8 protein-coding genes are annotated in these 21,015 nt (G+C 71.8%); 5 read left to right on the top strand and 3 right to left on the bottom strand.

Features of this window, described 5'->3' with window-relative positions; all coding sequences use genetic code 11:
* Positions 1 to 215: 215 nt before the first annotated feature.
* On the bottom strand, positions 216 to 3,227 hold the full coding sequence (locus E1298_RS27110) for a glycosyl hydrolase family 18 protein (protein ID WP_131898119.1): 3,012 nt from the start codon (positions 3,225 to 3,227) through the stop codon (positions 216 to 218).
* Positions 3,228 to 4,079: 852 nt separating this feature from the next.
* On the opposite strand from E1298_RS27110, the gene E1298_RS27105 reads away from it, so the two are divergent.
* On the top strand, positions 4,080 to 8,183 hold the full coding sequence (locus E1298_RS27105) for a Pls/PosA family non-ribosomal peptide synthetase (RefSeq protein WP_131898117.1): 4,104 nt from the start codon (positions 4,080 to 4,082) through the stop codon (positions 8,181 to 8,183).
* Positions 8,184 to 8,260: 77 nt separating this feature from the next.
* Here E1298_RS27105 and E1298_RS27100 read toward each other — a convergent pair whose 3' ends face one another.
* Complete coding sequence (locus tag E1298_RS27100; RefSeq protein WP_131898115.1) at positions 8,261 to 9,934, bottom strand: serine/threonine-protein kinase; 1,674 nt, start codon at positions 9,932 to 9,934, stop codon at positions 8,261 to 8,263.
* A gap of 146 nt (positions 9,935 to 10,080) precedes the next feature.
* Positions 10,081 to 11,928, bottom strand: a complete 1,848-nt coding sequence (locus E1298_RS27095; RefSeq protein ID WP_131898121.1) for an amidohydrolase — start codon at positions 11,926 to 11,928, stop codon at positions 10,081 to 10,083.
* 483 nt (positions 11,929 to 12,411) lie between these two features.
* Between E1298_RS27095 and E1298_RS27090 the strand changes: the two genes are divergently transcribed.
* From E1298_RS27090 to E1298_RS27075, 4 genes are all read left to right on the top strand, one after another.
* The gene (locus tag E1298_RS27090) at positions 12,412 to 12,645 is read left to right on the top strand and encodes an MbtH family protein (protein ID WP_131898113.1); all 234 of its coding nucleotides are present in this window, start codon (positions 12,412 to 12,414) and stop codon (positions 12,643 to 12,645) included.
* 63 nt (positions 12,646 to 12,708) lie between these two features.
* The gene (locus tag E1298_RS27085) at positions 12,709 to 14,091 is read left to right on the top strand and encodes a hypothetical protein (RefSeq protein ID WP_131898111.1); all 1,383 of its coding nucleotides are present in this window, start codon (positions 12,709 to 12,711) and stop codon (positions 14,089 to 14,091) included.
* A gap of 90 nt (positions 14,092 to 14,181) precedes the next feature.
* Positions 14,182 to 20,805, top strand: coding sequence for a non-ribosomal peptide synthetase (locus E1298_RS27080; RefSeq protein ID WP_131898109.1), 6,624 nt, complete (start codon positions 14,182 to 14,184; stop codon positions 20,803 to 20,805).
* A 6-nt stretch (positions 20,806 to 20,811) separates the two neighbouring features.
* A partial coding sequence (locus tag E1298_RS27075; protein ID WP_131898107.1) for a condensation domain-containing protein occupies positions 20,812 to 21,015 on the top strand: 204 nt, incomplete at its 3' end.

The following is a 21,015-nucleotide window of genomic DNA, read 5'->3' as shown; positions in this document are numbered from 1 at the left end:
GTCGGGGGTTCTGCGCGGGCTGCCACGGGGTTACTGCGGCGCGGAGTTTGTACTTTGTCTGATGAATGAGAACATACGTACTCTTGTCCGTCAAGGACCGGGAATAGCCGGAATCGGTGACGCTCCGAACTCGTCCCACTGCAAACAGGCAGGGCGTATGCCACCGGTGGCATACGCCCTGCCTTGCTGGTCGTGCTATGTGCTGACGCTCGGGTCTAGCGGTGGGTGCCGCCTACCGAGATGGTTCTCGGGTTGTCCTGACTCAGTGCGTAGGACTTGCCTCCGAAGGTGAGGATGAAGTTGGACGGTGTCGCGATCGGGAGCTGGTAGCTCAGCGCGACGGTGGCGGAGCCGCCGTTGGGGATGCTGGACGAGCTCGGGACGGTCAGGGTGGCCCGATGGAAGTCGCCCTTGAGGCCGCCGACGTTGTTGCCGCTGTGACCGGCCTGGACCGAGAGGGTCCAGCCGGACTGCTGCGTCATCGTGGCGGGGGCCGAGGTGCCGTAGTCGAACTTGAAGACGGCACCGCCGGGGATGGCCTGGCCCGAGTTGTTGGTGATCTTCAGCTTGGGCGTGATCGGGTAGTTGTTGTCGCCCACCGGGAACTGGACCAGGTCCACCTTCACGTTGAGGACGTCGGTGGGCATCGTGTGGTCGGAGCCCCGGTTCTGGTACGGGCCCGCCGCCTTGAGCTTGTCGTCGATCAGGGTGGTCAGGGTGTTGCCCATGAAGTACTCGCCCTTGCCGCCGTCGCGGGCCGGGTCCCAGCCGTAGTCGCCGGCGAGCTCCCAGAACATGACGCCGCCGATGCCCTTGTCGACCACCCACTTGGTCTTGGCCGCTATCGACTGGTCGTCCTCGGTGGACAGGAACACCTTCTTGGTGCTGTTCCACAGCCACGGCGAGGCCATCGTGTTGTCGTACTGGCGTGCGTAGGTTCCGGTGAGCCGGTCCTGGGGGTCGTTGTCGGGGTCGAGCCCGTACGCCTTGATGTAGCTGCCCTGGAGACCCTTTTCGAGGTTCTTGGCATGCCACATCGGGTTGCTGCCCGAGGCCATCTCCTTGCCCTTGTCGTCAAGGTCGTGCCACAGGTTGTCGAGGCCGACGGCTCCGTTGCCGCAGGGTGTCGTGGAGCCCACCGAGCCGCCGGTGCCCGGCGGACACTGCTTCTGGTCGGGTAGCGCGGCCTTGCCCCACAACCCGTTCGTACCGCCGGAGACGCCCTGCCATCCACGGGTGTAGAAGGGCAGGCCGATGTTGATGCGGCCGGCCGGCATCGTCCCGCGGAAGTAGTGGTAGGCCCAGTCGGTGTTCAGGTATCCCATTCCGTAGGTGCTGTAGACGGCACCGTCGACCTGCTCGTTGTCCTTGCCGTCGTCGAACAGCGGCGCGTTGGGACCGACGAAGTGGTTCCAGGATCCGTGCAGGTCATACGTCATGAGGTTGGCGTAGTCCAGGTAGGGCGTGACCTGGTAGCTGTCGTGCCCGCGCAGGATCCAGCCGGAGGCCGAGACGGCGGCGGTCAGCATGTAGTACTTGCCGTCGGCCGCGCTCGCCGCGTCCAGCTTCTCGCGCAGCGTCTTCATGAGCGCCACGTAGCCGGCCATCAGCTTGGCGCGCCGCGCGTTGGAGAAGGTGAAGTCGTCGGGGTGTCCCGCGAACTTCATCGAGGTGGCGTACTCGTAGTCGATGTCCGCGCCGTTGAACCCGTACTGGCGCAGGAACGAGACGACCGAGTCGGCGAAGGTGTTGATGTTCGCCTGGCTGTCGGTCAGCGTGTAGAAGCCGCCGGAGGCGACGCGCTTGCCGTTGTCGTCGATGTAGCCGCCGGACTCCGCCCAGCCGCCGATCGAGACCAGCGTCTTGACGTTCGGGTGCTGCTTCTTGAACTTGTTGAGCTGGTTGAAGTGGCCCTTGTACGAGTAGGCGGGGTCCATCTCCGCGCCCTTGACGTCCGGCCACTCCCTGCCGATCGCCGGGTTGGTGGGCACGTTGCCGCCGACCGAGACCTTGTTCTGGCCGTCGATGTGCGCGAAGGCGTAGTTGATGTGGGTCAGCTTCTCCCACGGGATGTCGTTGGCGAGGTAGCGCGGCGTGTTGTTGGCGCCGTCCCGCCATCCGGTGAAGTAGCCGATGGAGCGGCGCGGGTGGCCCGAGCCCATCTTCTCCCGGCCGTCCTCGTCATAGACCTCGCAGTACGGCGGCGTGACGCCCGGCGTCTGGTAGAGCCCGTCCGGACGGCAGCCTCCGGTGCCCTGCCCGACCTTGGCGGTCACCTCGTTGCTGAGCTCGGAGTTCTGGCCGATGCTGTCCTTGGCGCGGACCGCGAACCGGTAGCTTCCGGCCGTCAGGCCCTTGACCGTGGCGGTCGTGCCGGTCACCGACTGGATGACCGTGCCGTTCTGCAGCACGTCGTACCCGGTGAGCCCGTGGTCATCAGTGGCGGCGCCCCAGGCGAGCGTGACCGAGTCCCCGGTGGTCGTGGTGATGCGCAGCTCGCCGGGCTTGCTCGGCGGCTGGTCCTCGCCGGAACCGGGCGTGGTGACGGTGACGGCGTTCCCGGCCGGGGAGACCTGGTCGGCGGTGTCGCGGGCGCGCGTGGCGAAGGTGTAGCGCGTGTTCGGCGTCAGGCCGCTGACCGTCGCGGTGGTGCCGGTGACGGTGGCCGCGACGGCGGTGCCGTTCAGCACGTCGTAGTTCTTGACGCCCTTGTCGTCGGCGGCGGCGTCCCAGGCCAGCGCGACCGAGGTGGCGGTGACCTCGGTGGTGCGCAGGTTGCCCGGCGCGCTCGGCGGCGCGTCCGCCGGGGCGCCGGCGCACGGCTGGCCGTCGATCCTGCAGTTCTGCGGCCCGCTCAGCGTGCCGCTGTAGGAGACCAGGAACCCGAAGGCGGCCGTCCCGTTCGGGGCGATCGTCCCGTTGTACTCCCGGTTGGCGAACGTGTGGTGACTGCCCGAGCTGGTGAGCGCGGCGTCCCAGTACGAGCCCATCTGCACGTTGGAGGCCAGGTCGAACTCCAGCTTCCAGCCGGACATGGAGGAGCTGCCGCCGTTGGTGACGGTGCAGGCGTACTGCGCGCCGCCCCCCCATTCCTGGACGGTCTTGCAGTCGGCGGTCGGGCCCGCGGCGAAGGCGGGCGTGGTCACGGCCACGGAGAGGCCGAGGAGCAGGAGCAGCGCGGTACATCCCGTGAGGAACGCCCGGAGCGGGGAGCGTCTTATGGGCACGGCAAGCCCAGTCCCTTCAATAATTAGGAAACTATACTAATTGTTCGGACCATAACCGCACTTCAACCACCATGCAAGAACTGAAATTTAACTGATGACATACACAATGGATCGGTCCAGCAAGCGAACCGGACCACTGAAAAATCACTACCGGGGGGGCAGGGGCGGCACCGCCCGGGGACCGCGCCCAGGGCTCGGAACGATCATGAGGGCGGCCGCCGGCCCGCCGGGGGCCCCCGGGCGACGAGGCTCCGCGGCGAGAATTAGGTGAGCCTAACCTAATTCTTCCTCCTTCGAAGCGCCGCACGAGAGCCGCCCTACGCCATTGGCGCATCCGGATCTTGGTTTTTATGCCCTCCAGATCATCGGATTCCGGTGCCGGGCCGTGAAAACGTCACCTTTTGTAATGCCGTGCCGTGTGTATTTCATGGGCGAGTTTCCGGTTAGGCCGTCGGCGGCGATGCCGAGGCGGCGGGCGCTCGGCTTAGGAGTGCGCGGCCGAGGTGCATTGAAACACTTTCGGTTTTCTGTCGGGCCGACCAAGATCGTCGCTGGCGGGGCGTCGGATAATCCCGTGTCACCCCCGTCCACCTCGGTAGATGTGGACGCGTCGGATCAGGTGAAACGGTTCTTCAATGGCGGGCATCGTGCCGCGATCGGGCCGCGGGCCGAACTTGTCATGACGACTGTCAATGGAGTTGCCTGCCAGGCTGCGCCATGACCGCCTCCGGACAGTTCCGTTGGATTCGCAATGGTTCGGTTAGATCATCCTTCGGTTCTGACATTGCGTCTTGCGGGCTCTGACTTCACCGCAGATGCGATTCGACGAGTTATCCGTGGGGCGGAGCGAAGATGACGACAGACGCCACCGGCGAAGTGCTCGCCGCATCCGGCGAGACGGCCCGGCATATCACCGGGGACCATGTCCTGGTCGCCGTGGGACACGGGCAGGAGATCCGCTGGCAAGCGGGGGAACGATTGGAGGGCCTGTTCGAGGAGCGGTGCGACCGGCTCCGGGCGGAGGGACGAGGCGACCGGCTCGCCGTGGACGCCGGCGACCTCGCCCTGACCTACGGCGAGCTGGACGAGCGCGCCAACCGGCTCGCGCGCCACCTGCTGGCGCGCGGTGTCCGGCCCGGGGACCGGGTCGGGCTGCTGTTCGACGGCGCCGTGCGCTCCTACGTGGGCATGCTGGCCGTCCTCAAGGTCAACGCGGCGTACGTGCCGCTCGATGCGGGCTACCCGCCGGACCGGCTGGCCTACATCACGGGGGACGCGGGCGTGCGGACCGTGCTGTCCATGTCGCACTTGCGCGAGCACCTGGGCGAGGCCGACACGGCGGTGCTGTGCGTGGACGAGGTGGACGCGCTCGTCGACGCCGAGCCCGGCCACCGCCTCACGGACGCGGAGAAGGGGACCCCGGTCGACGACCTGTGCTACATCGTCTACACCTCGGGTTCGACGGGCCGGCCCAAGGGCGTGGCGATCGAGCACGCCTCCATCTGCAACTTCGTCCGCGTCGCCGTCGAGGTCTACGGGGTCGGTCCGGCCGACCGCATGTACCAGGGCATGACGATCGCCTTCGACTTCTCCGTGGAGGAGATCTGGGTCCCCCTGATCGCGGGCGCGACCCTGGTCCCGAAACCGAGCGGGTCGGTGCTGGTCGGCCATGAGCTGCGGGAGTTCCTGCGGGACAGGCGCGTCACCGCGCTGTGCTGCGTCCCGACGCTCCTGGCGACCCTGGACGGGGACCTCCCTCTGCTGCGCTTCCTGCTGGTGTCGGGCGAGGCGTGCCCGCAGGAGCTCGTCGCGCGCTGGCACCGGCCGGACCGCAGGTTCCTCAACGTGTACGGGCCGACCGAGGCGACCGTCACCGCGACGTGGACGCCGCTGCACCCGGAACAGGCGGTGACCATCGGCGTCCCGCTGCCCACCTACGCGGTGGTCATCCTGGACCCGGACGAGGACAGGGCACTGCCGCCCGGCGAGACGGGCGAGATCGGCATCGCCGGGATCGGGCTGGCGAGCGGATACGTGAACCGCGACGACCTCACCGCGCGCAAGTTCGTCCGCGACTTCATCGGCATCGACCGCAACCCGTCCGGCAGGATCTACCGCACCGGCGACCTGGGCCGGTTCAACGCCGAGGGCGAGGTCGAGTACCACGGGCGCATCGACACCCAGGTCAAGATCCGGGGGTACCGGATCGAGCTGTCGGAGATCGAGTCGGTCCTGTCGCAGGCGCCCGGGCTCGCGCAGGTGGTGGTCGGCACCTACGAGCCCGAGCCGGGCACGGTCGAGCTCGTCGCCTACTACACCCGGCGGAACGGTGCCGGGCGCGTGGATCGTGACGAGCTTCGCGGACGCGCGCGGGAGCGCCTGCCCGGCTACATGGTGCCCGCGTACTTCGAGGAGCTCGACTCCATCCCGATGCTTCCCAGCGACAAGGCCGACCGCGGCAGGCTCCCCCCGCCGTCGGCGCCGCGCGGCCCGGTCGCCCGGGGCGGCCACCTCGCCCCGGCGACCGGCACGGAACGGCAGCTCGCCGACGCGCTGGCCCAGGTGATGCGGCTGGAGCACGTGTCGGCCGACAGCCACTTCTTCGACGATCTGGGCGCCGACTCGCTGCTGATGGCGCGCTTCTGCGCCGTGGTGCGGGAGCGGACGGACCTGCCGGTGTCGATGCTGGACGTCTACCAGAATCCCGAGGTCAGGGGGCTGGCCGCCGTCCTGGCCGAGCGGGCGCCCGCGCAGGCGGCACCCTCGGCGCCCGTCCCGGCGAAGGAGGGCGCGGAGAGGCGGACGGGGACGCCCGAGTACGTGCTCTGCGGCGCCCTGCAACTGCTGCTGTTCGTCGCGACGATCTATCTCGGCGCCATCGTCACCACCTTCGGCTACGACTGGGCCTCCGACGCCACGGGTTTCGTCGACGTCTACCAGCGGTGCGTGCTGTTCGGCTGCGCGTCCTTCGCGTACCTGTGCGCGTTGCCGGTCCTGGCGAAGTGGGCGCTCATCGGCCGCTGGAAACCGCAGCGCATCCGCGTCTGGAGCCTGGGGTACGTCCGGTTCTGGACGGTCAAGACGCTCCTGCGGTCGAGCCCGATGGGGCTGCTGGCCGGATCGCCGCTCTACGTCCTCTATCTGAGGCTGCTCGGGGCGAGGATCGGCCGGGGAGCCGTGATCTTCTCCAGGACGCCGGTGTGCACCGACCTGCTGACCGTCGGCGCCGGGACGATCATCAGGGAGAACTGCGCGATGCCCGGGTACCGGGCCGACGACGGTGTGATCCGGACGGGCGCGATCACGCTCGGCGACGGGGTCTTCGTCGGCGACAAGACGGTCCTGGACATCGGCATCGCCATGGGCGACGGCACCCAGCTCGGGCACGCCTCGTCCCTGCACTCGGGCCAGGCCGTGCCCGCCGGGGAACGCTGGCACGGGTGCCCGGCGCGCCCCACCGACACCAGCTACCTGCCGCTCCCCCCGATGGAGTGCGGCACTGCGCGGAGGGCCGCCTACAGCGCCCTGCAACTGTTCACGCTTCTCGCGGTCACCTGGCCGCTGGCGCTCGCCGTCCTGATCGTCCTGCCCATGGAGCTCCCGATGCTCACCGAGATCATGCGGTCGGAGACGGAGGGGCTCGGCCGCCTGGCGCTCTACGCGGACGCCGTGGTGCTGTCGGGCGTGCTGTTCTTCGGCGGCGGGCTGGCGGTGCTGGCGTTCGTGTTCTCCGTCCCCCGCGTGCTCGGCCTCCTCCTCAAGCCCGGCAGGGTCTACCGGCTGTACGGGCGGCACTACTGGGCGCTGACGGCGACCAAGCGCCTGACCAACCTGGCGTTCTTCAACACGCTGTTCGGCGACAGCTCCTACATCGTCGGGTACCTGCGGACGCTGGGCTACCGGTTCTCCCGGCCGATCGTCCAGACGGGAAGCAACTTCGGCACCGAGCTGAAGCACCATTCGCCCCAGCTGACCACGGTGGGCAGCGGCACGATGGTCTCGGACGCGCTGTGGATCATGAACGCGGACTTCTCCAGCACGTCGTTCAAGGTGTCCGAGGTGAGGATCGGGGCGTACAACTTCCTCGGCAACAACATCGCGTTCCCGGCGGGAGCGGCGGTCGGCGACAACGTCCTTCTCGGGACGAAGGTGGCGGTGCCCGTCGACGGGCCGATCCGGGAGAACACCGGCCTGCTGGGCTCGCCGTGCTTCGAGATCCCCCGGTCGGTCGAGCGCGACCACGCGTTCGGCGAGTTGGAGAAGGGGGAGGACCTCCGCCGCCGCCTGTCGGCCAAGAACCGCTACAACATCGCCACCATGGGCGTCTTCCTGATGGTGCAATGGTTCCGGTTCTTCGCGGTGACCGTGCTGTGGCTGGCCGCCGAGGACCAGTTGCACGACCACCCGGCGGCGGCGGTCGTCATCGGGGTGCTGTCCACCCTGCTGTTCGGCGTCGGCTACGGCGTGCTGGTCGAGCGCGTCCTCCTGCGCTTCCGCTCCCTCAGGCCGCGGATGTGCTCGATCTACGACCCCTACTTCTGGTGGCACGAGCGGCTCTGGAAGCTGGGCGGGCGGGCCCCGTTCAACGGCACCCCGTTCAAGAACGTGGTCTGGCGCCTGCTGGGCGTGCGGGTCGGCCGCCGGGTCTTCGACGACGGCTGCGCCATACCGGAGAAGACGCTGGTCACCATCGGGGACGAGTGCACGCTGAACGCGGGGAGCGTGATCCAGTGCCATTCCCTGGAGGAGGGCGTCTTCAAGTCCGGGCGCACCCGGCTCGGCGCCCGCTGCACGCTGGGCGTCGAGTCCTTCGTCCACTACGACGTGACCATGGGCGACGGGTCCGCGCTCGACGCCGACTCCTTCCTGATGAAGGGCGAGGAGGTCCCGCCGGACGCACGGTGGCGGGGGAACCCCGCCGGGCACGCCCGCCTGCCCATCGCGGCGGCGCCATGACCGGGACGAGCGGCGAAGGGACGGTTTCCCCTTGACATCGCGAAACCAGGGGCCCGGTCCCTTCCGGACGAGTGCCGTCAGCGCAGGTGCGTGTCGACGTAGCGGGCGATCTGCCGGGCGGCCCGGTCGAGCGCCGTTTGGGGGACGCCGCGGGGCCGCATGATCTCGTCCAGCCGGTGGGTCAGCGCGGCGGCGCAGATGTCGGCGTCGCCGCGGGGCAGGAAGCAGGTGATGAGCAGGCCCGAATCGGAGCGGCCGGAGCGCCACGAGGTGTGCATCACCAGCGACACCTCGCCGCCGGCGCGACGAGTGGTCGGACCGCCGGTCATCAGGTAGGCCAGCAGGCCCGGCCTGCCGGTCGGAACGTCCTCCCGCGCGGACGCCTTCTGGGGACTGCCACAGTTCTGCGGCTCGGTGCGCCTGACATAGGCCGCTTCGTCGCTGTCGGGGAAGTAGCCGCATTCGTAGCCGTCCACGTAGAGCGTCACCTCCACTCCCTTGACGCCCGCGACGCCGACGCCGCTTCCTCCGGAGCCGGTGCAGTTCCGCCCGGCGGGCCCGATGAACCGGACGCCCTGGAACGGCACCTGGTAGACGGCCGCGCGCGCCGGCAGCCGGACCTCGGACGGCAGCCGGACCCGGGACGGCGCCGATGTCTGATCGTTGAACCGGCAGGACCGCACGGGGACCACGACGGCCGCATTGGTGAAGGAGGGCTTCGGCGCCGGTTCCGCCGTCGCGCGCTGGACGGCCACGGTCCCGGCGGTCCCGGCGCCGACCGCCAGCGCGGAGCCGAGGGCCGCCGCTGTGATCTTGGCTCCGGTGGTGGCCAGCAGCCCGGTCTGCGCCGTGACGGCGGCCCCGCCCGCGATCCCCTGGGCGATGAGACCTCCCAGCGGGAACAGCGCAGCCAGGGCCGCCGTGCCCGCGGCCAGCGTCCGGACGCCGCGGTGCTCCCAGTCGGCCCCGTACGCCTCGGACGCGGCGGCCTCCAGCGCCGTGAGGAAGGCGCCGGCGGAGGGCGGGCGGCTTCGCGGGTCCTTGGCCATGCCCGCCGCGACCAGCGGCCGCAGCGGTTCGGGGAGCTCTTCGACGGGGACCGGCTCGCTGAGGTGCCGGTGTCTCAACCCGGGCGCATCGGCCGCCGGGAACGGCCGGTGCCCGGTGACGCACTCGAAGAACACGCAGGTGGCGGCGTACACGTCGCTGGAGGGCGAGGCGGGCCGTCCCTCCCACTGCTCGGGCGACATGTAGGCGGGCGTGCCCGTCCTGGACCCCTCTCCCGCCACCGCGGCCACGCCGAAGTCGATGAGCTTGCTCAGGCCGTCACCCTGGACGACGACGTTGGCGGGCTTGTAGTCGCGGTGGACGACCCCGAGTTCGTGCGCCGCCGCCAGCCCCAGCAGCGAGCCCTTGAGCACCACCAGCGCGGCCTCGGGTTCGAGCCTGCCGTGCTCGGCCAGGACCGCCTTGAGCGTGACCCCGTTGACGGCCTCCATCACGATGGCCGCGCCGTGCTCGCCGCTGACGAACTGGTAGAGCCGGGTGACGTGCGGGTCGGTGATCCGGCCGAGCATCACCGCCTCGGCGCGCAGCAGCTCGATGGCCGCCTCGTCGCCCGGACGCCGGTGCACGTACTTGATCGCGACCGGGGACCCCGTCCCGGCGTGCCGGGCCAGCACCACGCGTCCCTGCGCGCCGGAGCCCAGCTCGCGAACCTCGTCGAACCCGGAAATCCGCCATGGGGCCACGGGGTTCAGCCCCTGCCGCGCCAGTGGCGCCCGCCGTCACGCACCGTCTGCTCCTTCGCTCAGCGGGGCGAGCACGCCGCCGCACCGCCGGCGCGGAGCCGGGGAGGGGACGGCCCGGTCGCCTCCCCGGCTCCGGTGAGCGCTCTCTATCCGCGCATCTCCTCTGCCAGCTCGCAGCAGCACTTGCCGTCCTGGCACGTGTGCCCGGACTCGCCGCTTCCGATCATTGTCGCAGCGGCCGGGGCCGTGCGCGCACCCTTCGGCCGCTCGTAGACCACGCGGCCCCCGACCACCGTCGCGGTCACCTGGAGGTCGCGGAGGCCGTGGGGGTCCCGGCCGAGCACGTCGCCGCCGACGACGCAGATGTCAGCGATCTTCCCCGGCTCCAGGGTGCCCTTCCAGCGCTCGGCGTGGTCCTGCCAGGCCGCGATCCTGGTGTAGGTGGCCAGCGCTTCGGGCAGTGCGATGCGCTCCGCCGTGCCCGCGACGCCGCCGTCGGCGCCCTCGCGCAGGACGGCCGTCATCACGCCGCGCAGCCAGCGGGGCTCCACCACCGGCGCGTCCGATCCGGACGTCACGTGGACGCCCGCTCTGAACGCGCTGCGGTAGGGCCACTGGTACTCCGTCAGCTCGCGCCCGATGATCGGTTCGAGCACGCGCCCTTGCAGGTAGAGGATCTCCGCGTTCAGGTTCGCGCCGATGTCGTGGCGCGCCATCGTCCGCAGCGTCCGCGCCGAGGGGAAGTTGCAGTGGATCACGTAGTGGCGCAGATCCGCCCGGTGCCGGTCGTGCCCGTCCGCCTTGACGTAGCCGGCGACGACCGCGTCGGTCGTGGCGTCGCCGCACGAGTGCGTGCCGACCTGGAGGCCGGCGCCCGCGGAGATCTTGATCATCTCGTGCAGGTTCGCGAGCTGCTCGGCGGGGGACGCGCCGTCGATCGTGAGGCTGCCGTTGCCGCCGTTCAGGTACGGCTTGTTCATCCACGCGGTCCTGAACCTGGGAATGCCGTCGGCGAAGACCTTGACGCCGGCGACGCGCAGCGTCCGGGGGTCGACGTCGCTCAGGGGCCGGTAGTCGTCCAGGACGGCGCGCAGCGACCGCGGCCCGGTACCGCTGCCCAGCAGCGCGGTGACGCGCAGGGGCAGCGCGCCGGCGCGGGCCTTCTCCGCGTAGAGCGCCAGCGTGTCCAGGTCGATGCCCGGCTCGGTGGCGCTCGTGATGCCGGCCGAGTGCAGGAGCTTCACGGCGGCGTCGATGGCCCGCGAGCGCTCGTCGCGGGTGAACGGCGGGACGACGCGGCGCACCAGGCCCTGGGCGGTCTCGCGCAAGACGCCCGTGGGCTCGCCGTTCGCGTCCTTGTCGATGACTCCGCCGGGCGGCGGGACGGTGTCGCGGGTGATGCCGGCCCGCCGCAGCACGACCGAGTTCACGGCCGTCGCGTGCCCCGAGAAGTCGTTCAGGATCACCGGGTGGCCGCCCGAGACCGGGTCCAGGTCGGCGGCCACCGGCGGCCGCGGCAACCGGAGCTCCTGCCATCCCCGGCCGCGGATCCACGAATCCGGCGCCTGCGCCGCGTCCACCGCCGTGCGCACGGCGGCGACGAGCTGCTCGATCGTGGCCGTGTCCACGTTGATGTTGAACGGCGGAACGCCCAGGCCGTGCGAGTTGAGGTGGAGGTGCGAGTCGTTGATGCCCGGAAGCACCGTGCCGCCGCCCGCGTCGAGCAGCTCCGTCTTGCGGCCCGTGTAGCGCCGCATGTCACGGGCGCTTCCGACGGCGAGCACACGCCCGTCACGGATGGCGACGGCCTCCGCCTTGCGGAAGTGCTTGTCGAGGACGAGGACGCGTCCGTTGTGGATGACGAGGTCGGCGTCACCGTGGCCGCCGCCTTCCGCGTGCGCGGCTCCGGTGGACAGCATTCCCGTGGCCGCGGTGCCGGCGGTCACCGCCGCCGCTCCGCGCAGCACCTGGCGACGATTCATCTCAGGGGTCATGTCGAGCTCCTCCTTGGGACCCGTATCGAGACTCTCCTCATGGACGGCGAAGAAGGCATGTCCGGGACCTCCCTGGACGGATGATCGCGGGGGGTGGGGACAGTGTCCCCACTGGTGTTGATACAGTCAACAGTTGGCCTCGACCAGGTTCCAGGCTCCGCGCCGCAGTCTGTTGTCGTTGTCACCAGACCGGACGCTCTGAGCGGACGCAGGTTCACGCGCGCGGCGAGACCGTCCTTCCACAGGGCCACGATTCCCTCGGGCGCCCCTGCGCCCCCCGCACCGGCACCCCGCTCTGGGGCTTGGGCGTCGCGAATGACGGCCGCCAGGGCGGCGTTATCGATGGCGTTAACGATCAGTTATCGGCCGTCGCTAGGCTCCTGGAGAGTCAATTGAGAAAGCGGCCGAATATGCGGGCGCCCGGCTGACCCCAATGCGCGGATCAGCGGTATCGGCCTGCTCGATCGGCAAGGGGGCGCGAGTGTGAGCACCAATCCATTCGACGATGAGGGCGGCCGGTTCCTCGTCCTGCGCAATGACGAGGACCAGCATTCGCTGTGGCCGCGCTTCGCCGAGATCCCGGCGGGCTGGCGGGCCGTGTTCGGTCCGGAGAACCGCCAGAACTGCCTGGGATATATCGAGAATAACTGGACCGACCTGCGGCCCAGGAGCCTCCAGGAGGCCATGGGCGCCGGCGCGGCGGCGCGCCGCGACTAGGGCGCCCTAGGGCGCGAAAAGGCCGAGCATTCACATTTTCGCTGACAGGGCTGGAGAGATCTCTTGTCTACTGAGCTGAGCACCGAGCAGGAGCCGGCGCGCAACAAGCGCGGTGTCATCGCCGAGCACTACCATTCCCTACAGAGCCTCACCGCCATCGAGGCCGCGCGCGAGGCCATGCTGGTCGAGCCGGCCACGAAGGAGGCGCTGCTCGTCGGGCTCTACCAGTCCGCCGAGATCGCGCTGCACAATCTCACCGACCTTCTGGGCCGGGCCGCCGAGCACCTCGGCAGGCAGGACGTCGACCGCTGCGTGACGCAGCTCCACTGGGTGCGCAGCTTCCACCGCGTGCTGGTCCGCCTGAGCGTCGACGCCCTCCGCGTCAGCGACGCCTGGAGCGGTGACGCGCCGCGCTGGCCCATCGAGGCGACGCCCGCCTTCACCGAGTTCCTGCCGGCGATGCAGGGCTTCGACAAGGCGCTCTCCCACCTCATCGAGGAAGGCGGGCTGGACGTTCAGGCGGCGATCGCCGGGTCGTCCCTCGAAAGCGTCGAGTACGGCATCCTGCACTGCGCCCGCATCGCCAACCACGACGCCCGCGTGTGGAGCGCGAACCTGGCCAGGGCCGCGCATCCGGCGCCCGGCGCCGAGATCGACCGGCTCCTCGCCTCCGACCACCTCCGGCACGCGGTCCACGAGCACCGCCTGACCGGCGACACCTACTTCACGCAGTTCCGGGGCCTCCACCAGATCCCCGAGCTTCTCGTGCGGGAGATCAACGACCGCCTGGAGATCGCGACCCGCGCCGCGCGGGACGGCGATGTCGCCCGCGCGGTCGAGATGCTCGACGGCGTCGCGGACCTGTACCCGTCGATCGAGGCGTGCCTGCCGCCGATCGTCGACAACCTGAGCACCCACGACTACCACCAGATCCGCGAGAACCTCGGCCTGACCAGCGGCAGCCACTCGGTCAGCATGCGCTTCCACCTGTTCACCGACCTGTACGAGCAGTTCGCCGGGGCGCTCGCGGGGCTGCAGGAGTCGGACGCCGGCCACCCGCTCGTCCCGCGCCTGCGCCGGCACGCCTCGGACCTGCGCGTCTTCATCTTCGCCTGGCGCGACATGCACCTGCACCTGCCCCGCAACAACCTGGGCGGGATGGAGACCAAGTCGCTCACCGGCGCCCCGGACGCGGTCCGCACCGTCCGCAAGATGCGGGACAACGCGGTGTCGGCCGACCCGCTGACGCGCGTCGCCAAGCGGGACCACCCGATGAGCACCAGCGGGCCGCTCGCCGGCTACCTCGACGGGCCGGGCTCGTCCGACACCCTGCTGCTCAACGTGACCGGCAAGGCGACGCAGGAGAACTTCCGCGACGTGCAGGAGCGACTGAACTTCTTCGCGCAGCGCACCCCGTTCTCCCGGCCGCCACGGCGCGTCGTCTGACGGATCCGCCCCGAACGGAGAACCCACCCCGACTCCGGCGTCGATCCGCTGTGCCGGCGGACGAGCTGGACCCGCTGGAAGGAGGACCCGATGCGCGCGCACAAGGAGACGGCCGGGCCGGCGCCCAAGGCGCCGGTGCCCAGGGCGACGATCGCCGAACTGTTCGAACGCCAGGTCGACGGGCGGCCCGGCGAGGTCGCGCTGGTGTTCGGCGCGGGGTCGCTGACCTACCGGGAGCTCGACGCCCGGGCCAACCGCCTCGCGCGGGTCCTCATCGCGCGCGGCGTGGGGCCGGAGTCGGTGGTGGGGGTGGCGCTGCCCCGGTCGCCGGAGGCGGTGGTCGCGGTGCTGGCGGTGGTGAAGGCGGGCGGCGCGTACCTGCCGGTGGACGCCGGCTATCCGGCGGACCGGATCGCCTTCATGGTGGCGGACTCGGGCGCGTGCCTGGTGATCGGCGACGCGGCGGCGGCGGAGCGGCTGCCCGAGCTTCCGGCGCCGGTGCTGCGCGTGGACGACCCCGGGGTCGTCGCGGCGATGGACGCCGCCGGCCCCGCCCGGGTGACGAACGCGGACCGGCTGAGCCCGCTGTCGGTGAGCAACACCGCCTATGTCATCTACACCTCCGGGTCGACCGGCCTCCCCAAGGGCGTGGTGGTCGCCCACTGGGGTCTGGCGAACCTGCTGGCGGCCCAGGTGGAGCGGCTGGAGGTGACGTCCGGGAGCCGGGTGCTGCAGTTCGCCTCGCCCAGCTTCGACGCCTCGGTCTGGGAGCTGGCCACGGCGCTGCTGACCGGGGCGACCCTGGTGCTGGCGGACAGGGACGCGCTGGCGCCGGGCGCGCCGCTGGTGGAGACCATCGCGGCGTTCGGCGTGACGCATGCGCTGCTGCCCCCGGCGGTGCTGGCGACGCTGCCGGCCGGTTCGCTGCCCAGCGTGACGAGCCTGGTCGTCGGCGGCGACGCGACCTCCGGGGACCTGGCGGCGAAGTGGTCGCAGGGCCGGCGGCTGGTCAACGCCTACGGCCCCACGGAGACCACGGTCATCGCCTCGATGAGCGATCCACTGCCGGGCGACGGCGGTCCGCCGCCGATCGGCCGGGCGATCACCGGCACCCGCGTCCATGTGCTGGACGACGCGCTCCGGCCCGTGCCGCCGGGCGTGTCCGGCGAGCTGTACGTGGCCGGGGCAGGGCTGGCGCGGGGCTACCTGGGGCGGCTCGCGCTGACGGCCGCCCGGTTCGTGGCGTCCCCGTTCGACCGTCCGGGCGAGCGCATGTACCGCACGGGCGACGTGGTGACCAGGACGCCCGACGGCGAGCTGATGTTCCGCGGACGCGCGGACGACCAGGTCAAGATCCGGGGTTTCCGGATCGAGCCCGGCGAGGTCGAGGCCGCGCTGAAGGCCCATCCGGACGTGGCGCAGGCCGTCGTCTTGGCCCGGGACACCCCGGCGGGCCCGCGGCTGGTGGGATACATCGTCCCGCGCACGGCCACCGGCGCCCGCCGGGTCCGGGCCGTCCGCGACGGGGAGATCGACCTGTCGTCCGGCGTGATGGCGGCGGACGTGCGCGCGTACGCGGCGCGGCGCCTCCCGGACCACATGGTGCCCTCGGCGGTGATGTCACTGGACCGCCTGCCGCTGACGGCGAGCGGGAAGGTGGACCGGGCGGCCCTGCCCGACCCGGTGTTCGCCCGGGACGCCTACCGGGCACCCCGGACGCGGGAAGAGGCGGTCCTGGCGGAGGCGTTCGCCGAGCTGCTCGGCCTGGACCGGATGGGCGTCGACGACGACTTCTTCGCCCTCGGCCTGGACAGCATCCAGTCGATCCAGGTGGTGACCAAGGCCCGCGCGCGGGACGTCGAGGTGAGCCCGCGGCAGGTCTTCGAGCACCGGACCGTGGCGAGGCTGGCCGAGGCCGCGGCGGCGAACCGGCGGGACGGCGGGCGCCCACCGCTTGAGGAGCTCGACGGCGGCGGCGTCGGGTGGATGCCGCTACCACCTGCGGCGGAACGGCTCCTCGGCCGAGGGGCCGGGCTCGGAACGTTCCCGCAGGCCATGGTGCTGGAGCTGCCCGAAGGCGTCGACCGGGCCGGGCTGGCGGCGGCCTTGGGCGCGGTGCTGGATCGTCATGACGTCCTCCGCTCCCGGCTGGTGCGGGAGGACGGTCCCGGCCTGCGGGTCGACCCGCCGGGCTCGGTGGACGTGGAGGCCCTGATCCGCCGCGTCGAGTGCGATGGGCGGTGGGACGGGGAGCGCTGGCGCCTGCTGGCGGCGCGCGAACTGGACGGGGCCGCGTGGCGGCTCGCTCCGGCGGCGGGCGTGATGGCGCAGTTCGTGTGGTTCGACCCGGTGGCCGCCGGTGGGCCCGCCAGCGGGCCGCCCGGTGGACCCGCTGGTGGACCCACTGCTCGCGGCCGGTTGCTGGTCGCGCTACACGAGCTGGTGGCCGACGCGGCGTCCTGGCGCATCCTCGTCCGCGACCTCGCGGAGGCGTGGGGCCAGGTGCGGGCGGGCGCGGAACCGTCGCTGCCGCCGGTGCCCACCTCGATGCGGCGCTGGGCGCACGCGCTGGCGGACGAGGCGTCGCGCGCCGAGCGGGCCGCGGAGCTGCCGTTCTGGCGGTCGATGGTGGACGGGCCGGATCCGGTGCTGGGCGCGCGGCGGCTGGACCCCGAGGTGGACGTGGTCTCCACCGTGGAGAAGGTGCGGGTCCGGCTGCCGGTCTCGGTGACCGGGACGCTGCTGACCAGGGTACCGGCCGCCTTCCACGGCGAGGCCCGCGACGGCCTGCTGGCCGGGCTGGCGCTGGCGGTGGCGGAGTGGCGCCGCCGCCGGGGCGTCGGCGAGCCGTCGACGCTCGTCCGGCTGGCGGGCGACGGCCGCGCGGAAAGCGTGGTGCCCGGCGCCGACCTGTCCCGCACCGTGGGCGGGTTCACCAGCGTGTTCCCCGTCCGCCTGGATCTCGCCGGGATCGACCTGAAGGACGCGTTCGCGGGAGGCCCCGCCGCCGGAGCCGCGGTCAAGGCGGTCAAGGAGCGGTTGCGCACCGTCCCGGACGGCGGGATCGGCTATGGGCTCCTCCGGTACCTGAACTCCGGCACCGCCCCGGCGCTCCGCGACCATCCGACCGGCCAGATCGGCTTCACCTACCTGGAGCGCTTCCCCGCCGACGGGCCGCCTGCGAGCCCGCGCGAAGCGGGCTGGACGCAGGCCGCCGAGCTCGCCCCGTCCGACCTGGCTGCCGCGCCGGACGCAGCGCTGGACGCGAACATGCCCGCGCCGTCCGAGGTGGACGTCACCGCCACGGTCGTCGAGACCGCGGACGGGGCCTGCCTGGAGGCCGTGTTCGGTTCTCCGGCGGGCGTGCTCTCCCCCGCCGAGGTCCGGGAGCTGGCCGAGCTGTGGCCCGCCGCCCTGGAGGCGCTGGCGGCGCACGCCCTCCGGCCCGGCGCGGGCGGGCTGACGCCCTCGGACGTGCCGCTGGTGCGGGCCGGGCAGGACGAGATCGAGGCGTGGGAGCGGCGCTACCCGGGGCTGGCGGACGCCTGGCCGCTGACGCCGCTCCAGTCGGGACTGGTGTTCCACACGATGTCGAGCGCGTCCGCGTTCGACCCGTACCGCGTCCAGTGCGTCCTGCATCTGAGCGGGCCGGTGGACGCGGCCCGGCTGCGCGCGGCGGGCCAGGCCCTGCTCGACCGCCATGCCGCCCTGCGCGCCGCGTTCGTGTCCAGCGCCTCGGGGGAGCTCGTGCAGCTGGTCGTCGACGATGTCCCGCTGCCCTGGCGGGAGGTCGACCTCGGCGACCTCGGCGACGCCGAACGCGAGGCGGCCTTCGAGCGCTTCCTCGCCGACGACCTGGACGTCCCGCTCGACCTGGCCGCGCCGCCGCTGCTCCGGCTCGCCCTGATCAGGCTGGGCCCGGAGCGGTCGGAACTGGTGCTCACCGCCCATCACGCGGTGTTCGACGGCTGGTCGCTGCCGCTGCTTGCGAAGGACCTGCTGCGGCTCTACGGGACGGGCGGCGACGCGTCCGGGCTGCCGCGCGTGCGCGAATACCGTGACTTCCTGGCCTGGCTGTCCCGGCAAGACCGCGACGAACCGGCCCGGGCGTGGGCGCGGGACCTCGACGGGGTGGACGAGCCGGCCGCGCTCGCCCCCGGCGCCCCGCCGGACGGCGACGGCACCGGCGTCGGGCAGATCCCCGTCCCGCTGCCGGCGCGGGAGGCGGCGGAGCTCTCCCGCCGCGCGGCCGAGCTGGGCGTCACGCTGAACACCGTCGTCCAGGCCGCCTGGGCGATCCTCTACGGGCAGCTGACCGGACGCCGGGACGTGGTGTTCGGCGCCACGGTGTCGGGCCGCCCGCCCGCGGTGCCCGGCGTGGACGAGATGGTGGGCCTGTTCCTCAACGCCGTCCCCGTGCGGGTGCGGTGCGCGCCGGGCGACTCCATCGCCCAGGTGCTGACCGGGTTGCAGGCCCGGCAGACCGCGCTCTTGGACCACCACCACGCCGGGTTGACCGACATCCAGCGGCTGACCGGGATGAGGGCCCTTTTCGACACCTGCGTCGCGTTCGAGTCCTTCCCGGTGGATCGGGCCGGCCTCGCCGCGGCGGGCGAGGCGGCCGGGATCGGCTGCACCGGGATCGGCCTGGTCACCACGACCCACTACCCCCTGACCGTGATGGCGATGGCCGACGCGGACTCCCGGCTTCAGCTGACCCTCCAGTACCAGCGGAACCTGTTCGGCGAGGACACCGCGGCGGCCCTCGCGGCCCGTTTCGGACGGGTCCTGCGCCAGATGGCGGCGGATCCCGGCCGCCGGGTGGGCGCGATCGACGTCCTGGAACCCGCCGAGCGCGACCACCTGCTGCGCGGCCTCAACGACACCACCGTCCCCACTCCCGACGCCACCATCCCCGAGTTGTTCGCGCGGCGGGCGGCCGCCACGCCCGGCGCGGTCGCGGTGGCGTCGGACGAGGGGTCGCTGACCTACGGCGAGCTCGACTCCCGGTCCGACCGCCTCGCGCGGGCCCTCATCGCGCGCGGCGTGGGGCCGGAGTCGGTGGTGGCGGTGGCGCTGCCGTCCTCGGCGGAGCTGGTGGCGGTGCTGCTCGCCGTGCTGAAGGCGGGCGGCGCGTACCTGCCGGTGGATCCCGGCTATCCGGCCGAGCGGATCGCGTTCATGCTGGACGACACGCGCCCGGTCGTCCTGGTGACCGACGCGGAGTTCGCCGCGCGGCTGCCGGACGTGGACTGCCCGAGCGTGATGGCGGACGAGCTGGACGCGACGCCTGTTGACGCGGCGTCCGGTGAAGAAGAGGCGGGCCTTGAGCCGCTGGGACGGCCGGACCGGCTGGCCTACGTGATCTACACCTCTGGCTCGACCGGGGTGCCGAAGGGCGTCGGGGCGACCCACCGGGCGGTCGTCGACCTGGCTCTGGACGGGCGGTGGCGCGGCGGCGCCCAGGAGCGGGTGCTGCTGCACTCGCCGCTCATGTTCGACGCCTCCGTCTGGGAGCTGTGGATCCCGCTGCTGGGAGGCGGGCGGGTCGTGGTGGCCCGGCCCGGGGCCATCGACCCCGCCGCGCTCGCCGCGTATGTGACCGGACAGGGGCTGACCTCGGTGTTCCTGACCACCGCGCTGTTCAACCTCCTGGTCCAGGAGGACGCCGCGTGCATGGCGGGGCTGCGGGAGGTCTGGACCGGCGGCGAGCGCGCCTCGTCCCCGGCGTTCCAGCGGGCGCTGGACGCGTGCCCGGACACCACGTTCGTCCACGTGTACGGGCCGACGGAGACGACGGTGTACGCCACCAGCCACCCGCTGCCCGCCCTGGAGCGGGTCGCGGAGAACGTCCCCATCGGGCCGCCCATGGACAACACCGGCGCCTACGTGCTGGACGGGGCGTTGCGCCCGGTGCCGGTCGGCGTCGCCGGTGAGCTGTACCTGGCGGGCACCGGGCTCGCGCGGGGATACGTGCACCGGGCGGCCCTGACCGCCGGACGGTTCGTCGCGTGCCCGTTCGGCCCGCCCGGCGCGCGGATGTACCGCACCGGGGACCTGGTGCGCTGGAACGCCTCCGGCGGGCTGGAGTACCTCGGCCGGACCGATACGCAGGTGAAGATCCGCGGTTTCCGGATCGAGCCGGGCGAGGTCGAGGCGGTGCTGGCGGCGCATCCGACGGTGGCGCAGGCGGTCGTGGTCGCCCGGAGCGGCCGGAGCGGCCGCGACGCGGACAGGGCCGAGCGGCTGGTGGGCTACGCGGTCCCCGCCGGGGCGGACGGCGTGACCCCGGACGAGCTGCGCGGCCACGTGTCGGGGCGGTTGCCGGACTTCATGGTGCCGTCTGCGTTCGTCGTGCTCGACCGGTTGCCGCTGACGCCGGGCGGCAAGCTGGACCGGGCGGCCCTGCCCGAGCCCGAGTTCACCGGAAGCGGCTACCGGGCGCCCCGAACGCCGCGGGAAGAGACCCTCTGCCGGCTGTACGCCGATGTGCTCGGGCTCGAAAAGGTCGGTGTCGACGACAACTTCTTCGACCTCGGCGGGCATTCCCTGCTCGCCACCCAGCTGTCCAGCCGCGTCCGCGCCGCGCTCGGGCTCGACGTCCCGGTCGGGACGATCCTCGAATTCCCCAGCGTTTCGGAGCTGGCCCGCGAAATGGACGGCTTCACCAAATCCAGCAGGCCCCGCCTACGCAAGATGATGGCTAAGGAGTGACGTCAGATGGTTCCCTTGTCTTTTGCGCAGCGCCGGTTGTGGTTCGTCCACCGTTTCGAGGGTCCTTCGGCGACGTACAACGTCCCGCTGCGCGTCCGGCTGACGGGCGCGCTCGACGCCGGTGCGGTGGAGGCGGCGGTGCGGGACGTGGTGGCGCGCCACGAGACCCTGCGGACGGTGATCGTCGAGGACGAGGGCGGCGTCCCGTTC

Origin of the sequence: Actinomadura rubrisoli (assembly GCF_004349215.1) — a bacterium.
Classification (GTDB): domain Bacteria; phylum Actinomycetota; class Actinomycetes; order Streptosporangiales; family Streptosporangiaceae; genus Spirillospora; species Spirillospora rubrisoli.
This window is presented reverse-complemented; position numbering and strand designations above follow the sequence as displayed.

Excerpts from the sequence above, each read along its gene's own strand:
- E1298_RS27105 (WP_131898117.1), top strand. The coding sequence starts at position 4,080 with ATGACGACAGACGCCACCGGCGAAGTGCTCGCCGCATCCGGCGAGACG.
- E1298_RS27080 (WP_131898109.1), top strand. The coding sequence starts at position 14,182 with ATGCGCGCGCACAAGGAGACGGCCGGGCCGGCGCCCAAGGCGCCGGTG.
- E1298_RS27095 (WP_131898121.1), bottom strand. The coding sequence starts at position 11,928 with ATGACCCCTGAGATGAATCGTCGCCAGGTGCTGCGCGGAGCGGCGGCG.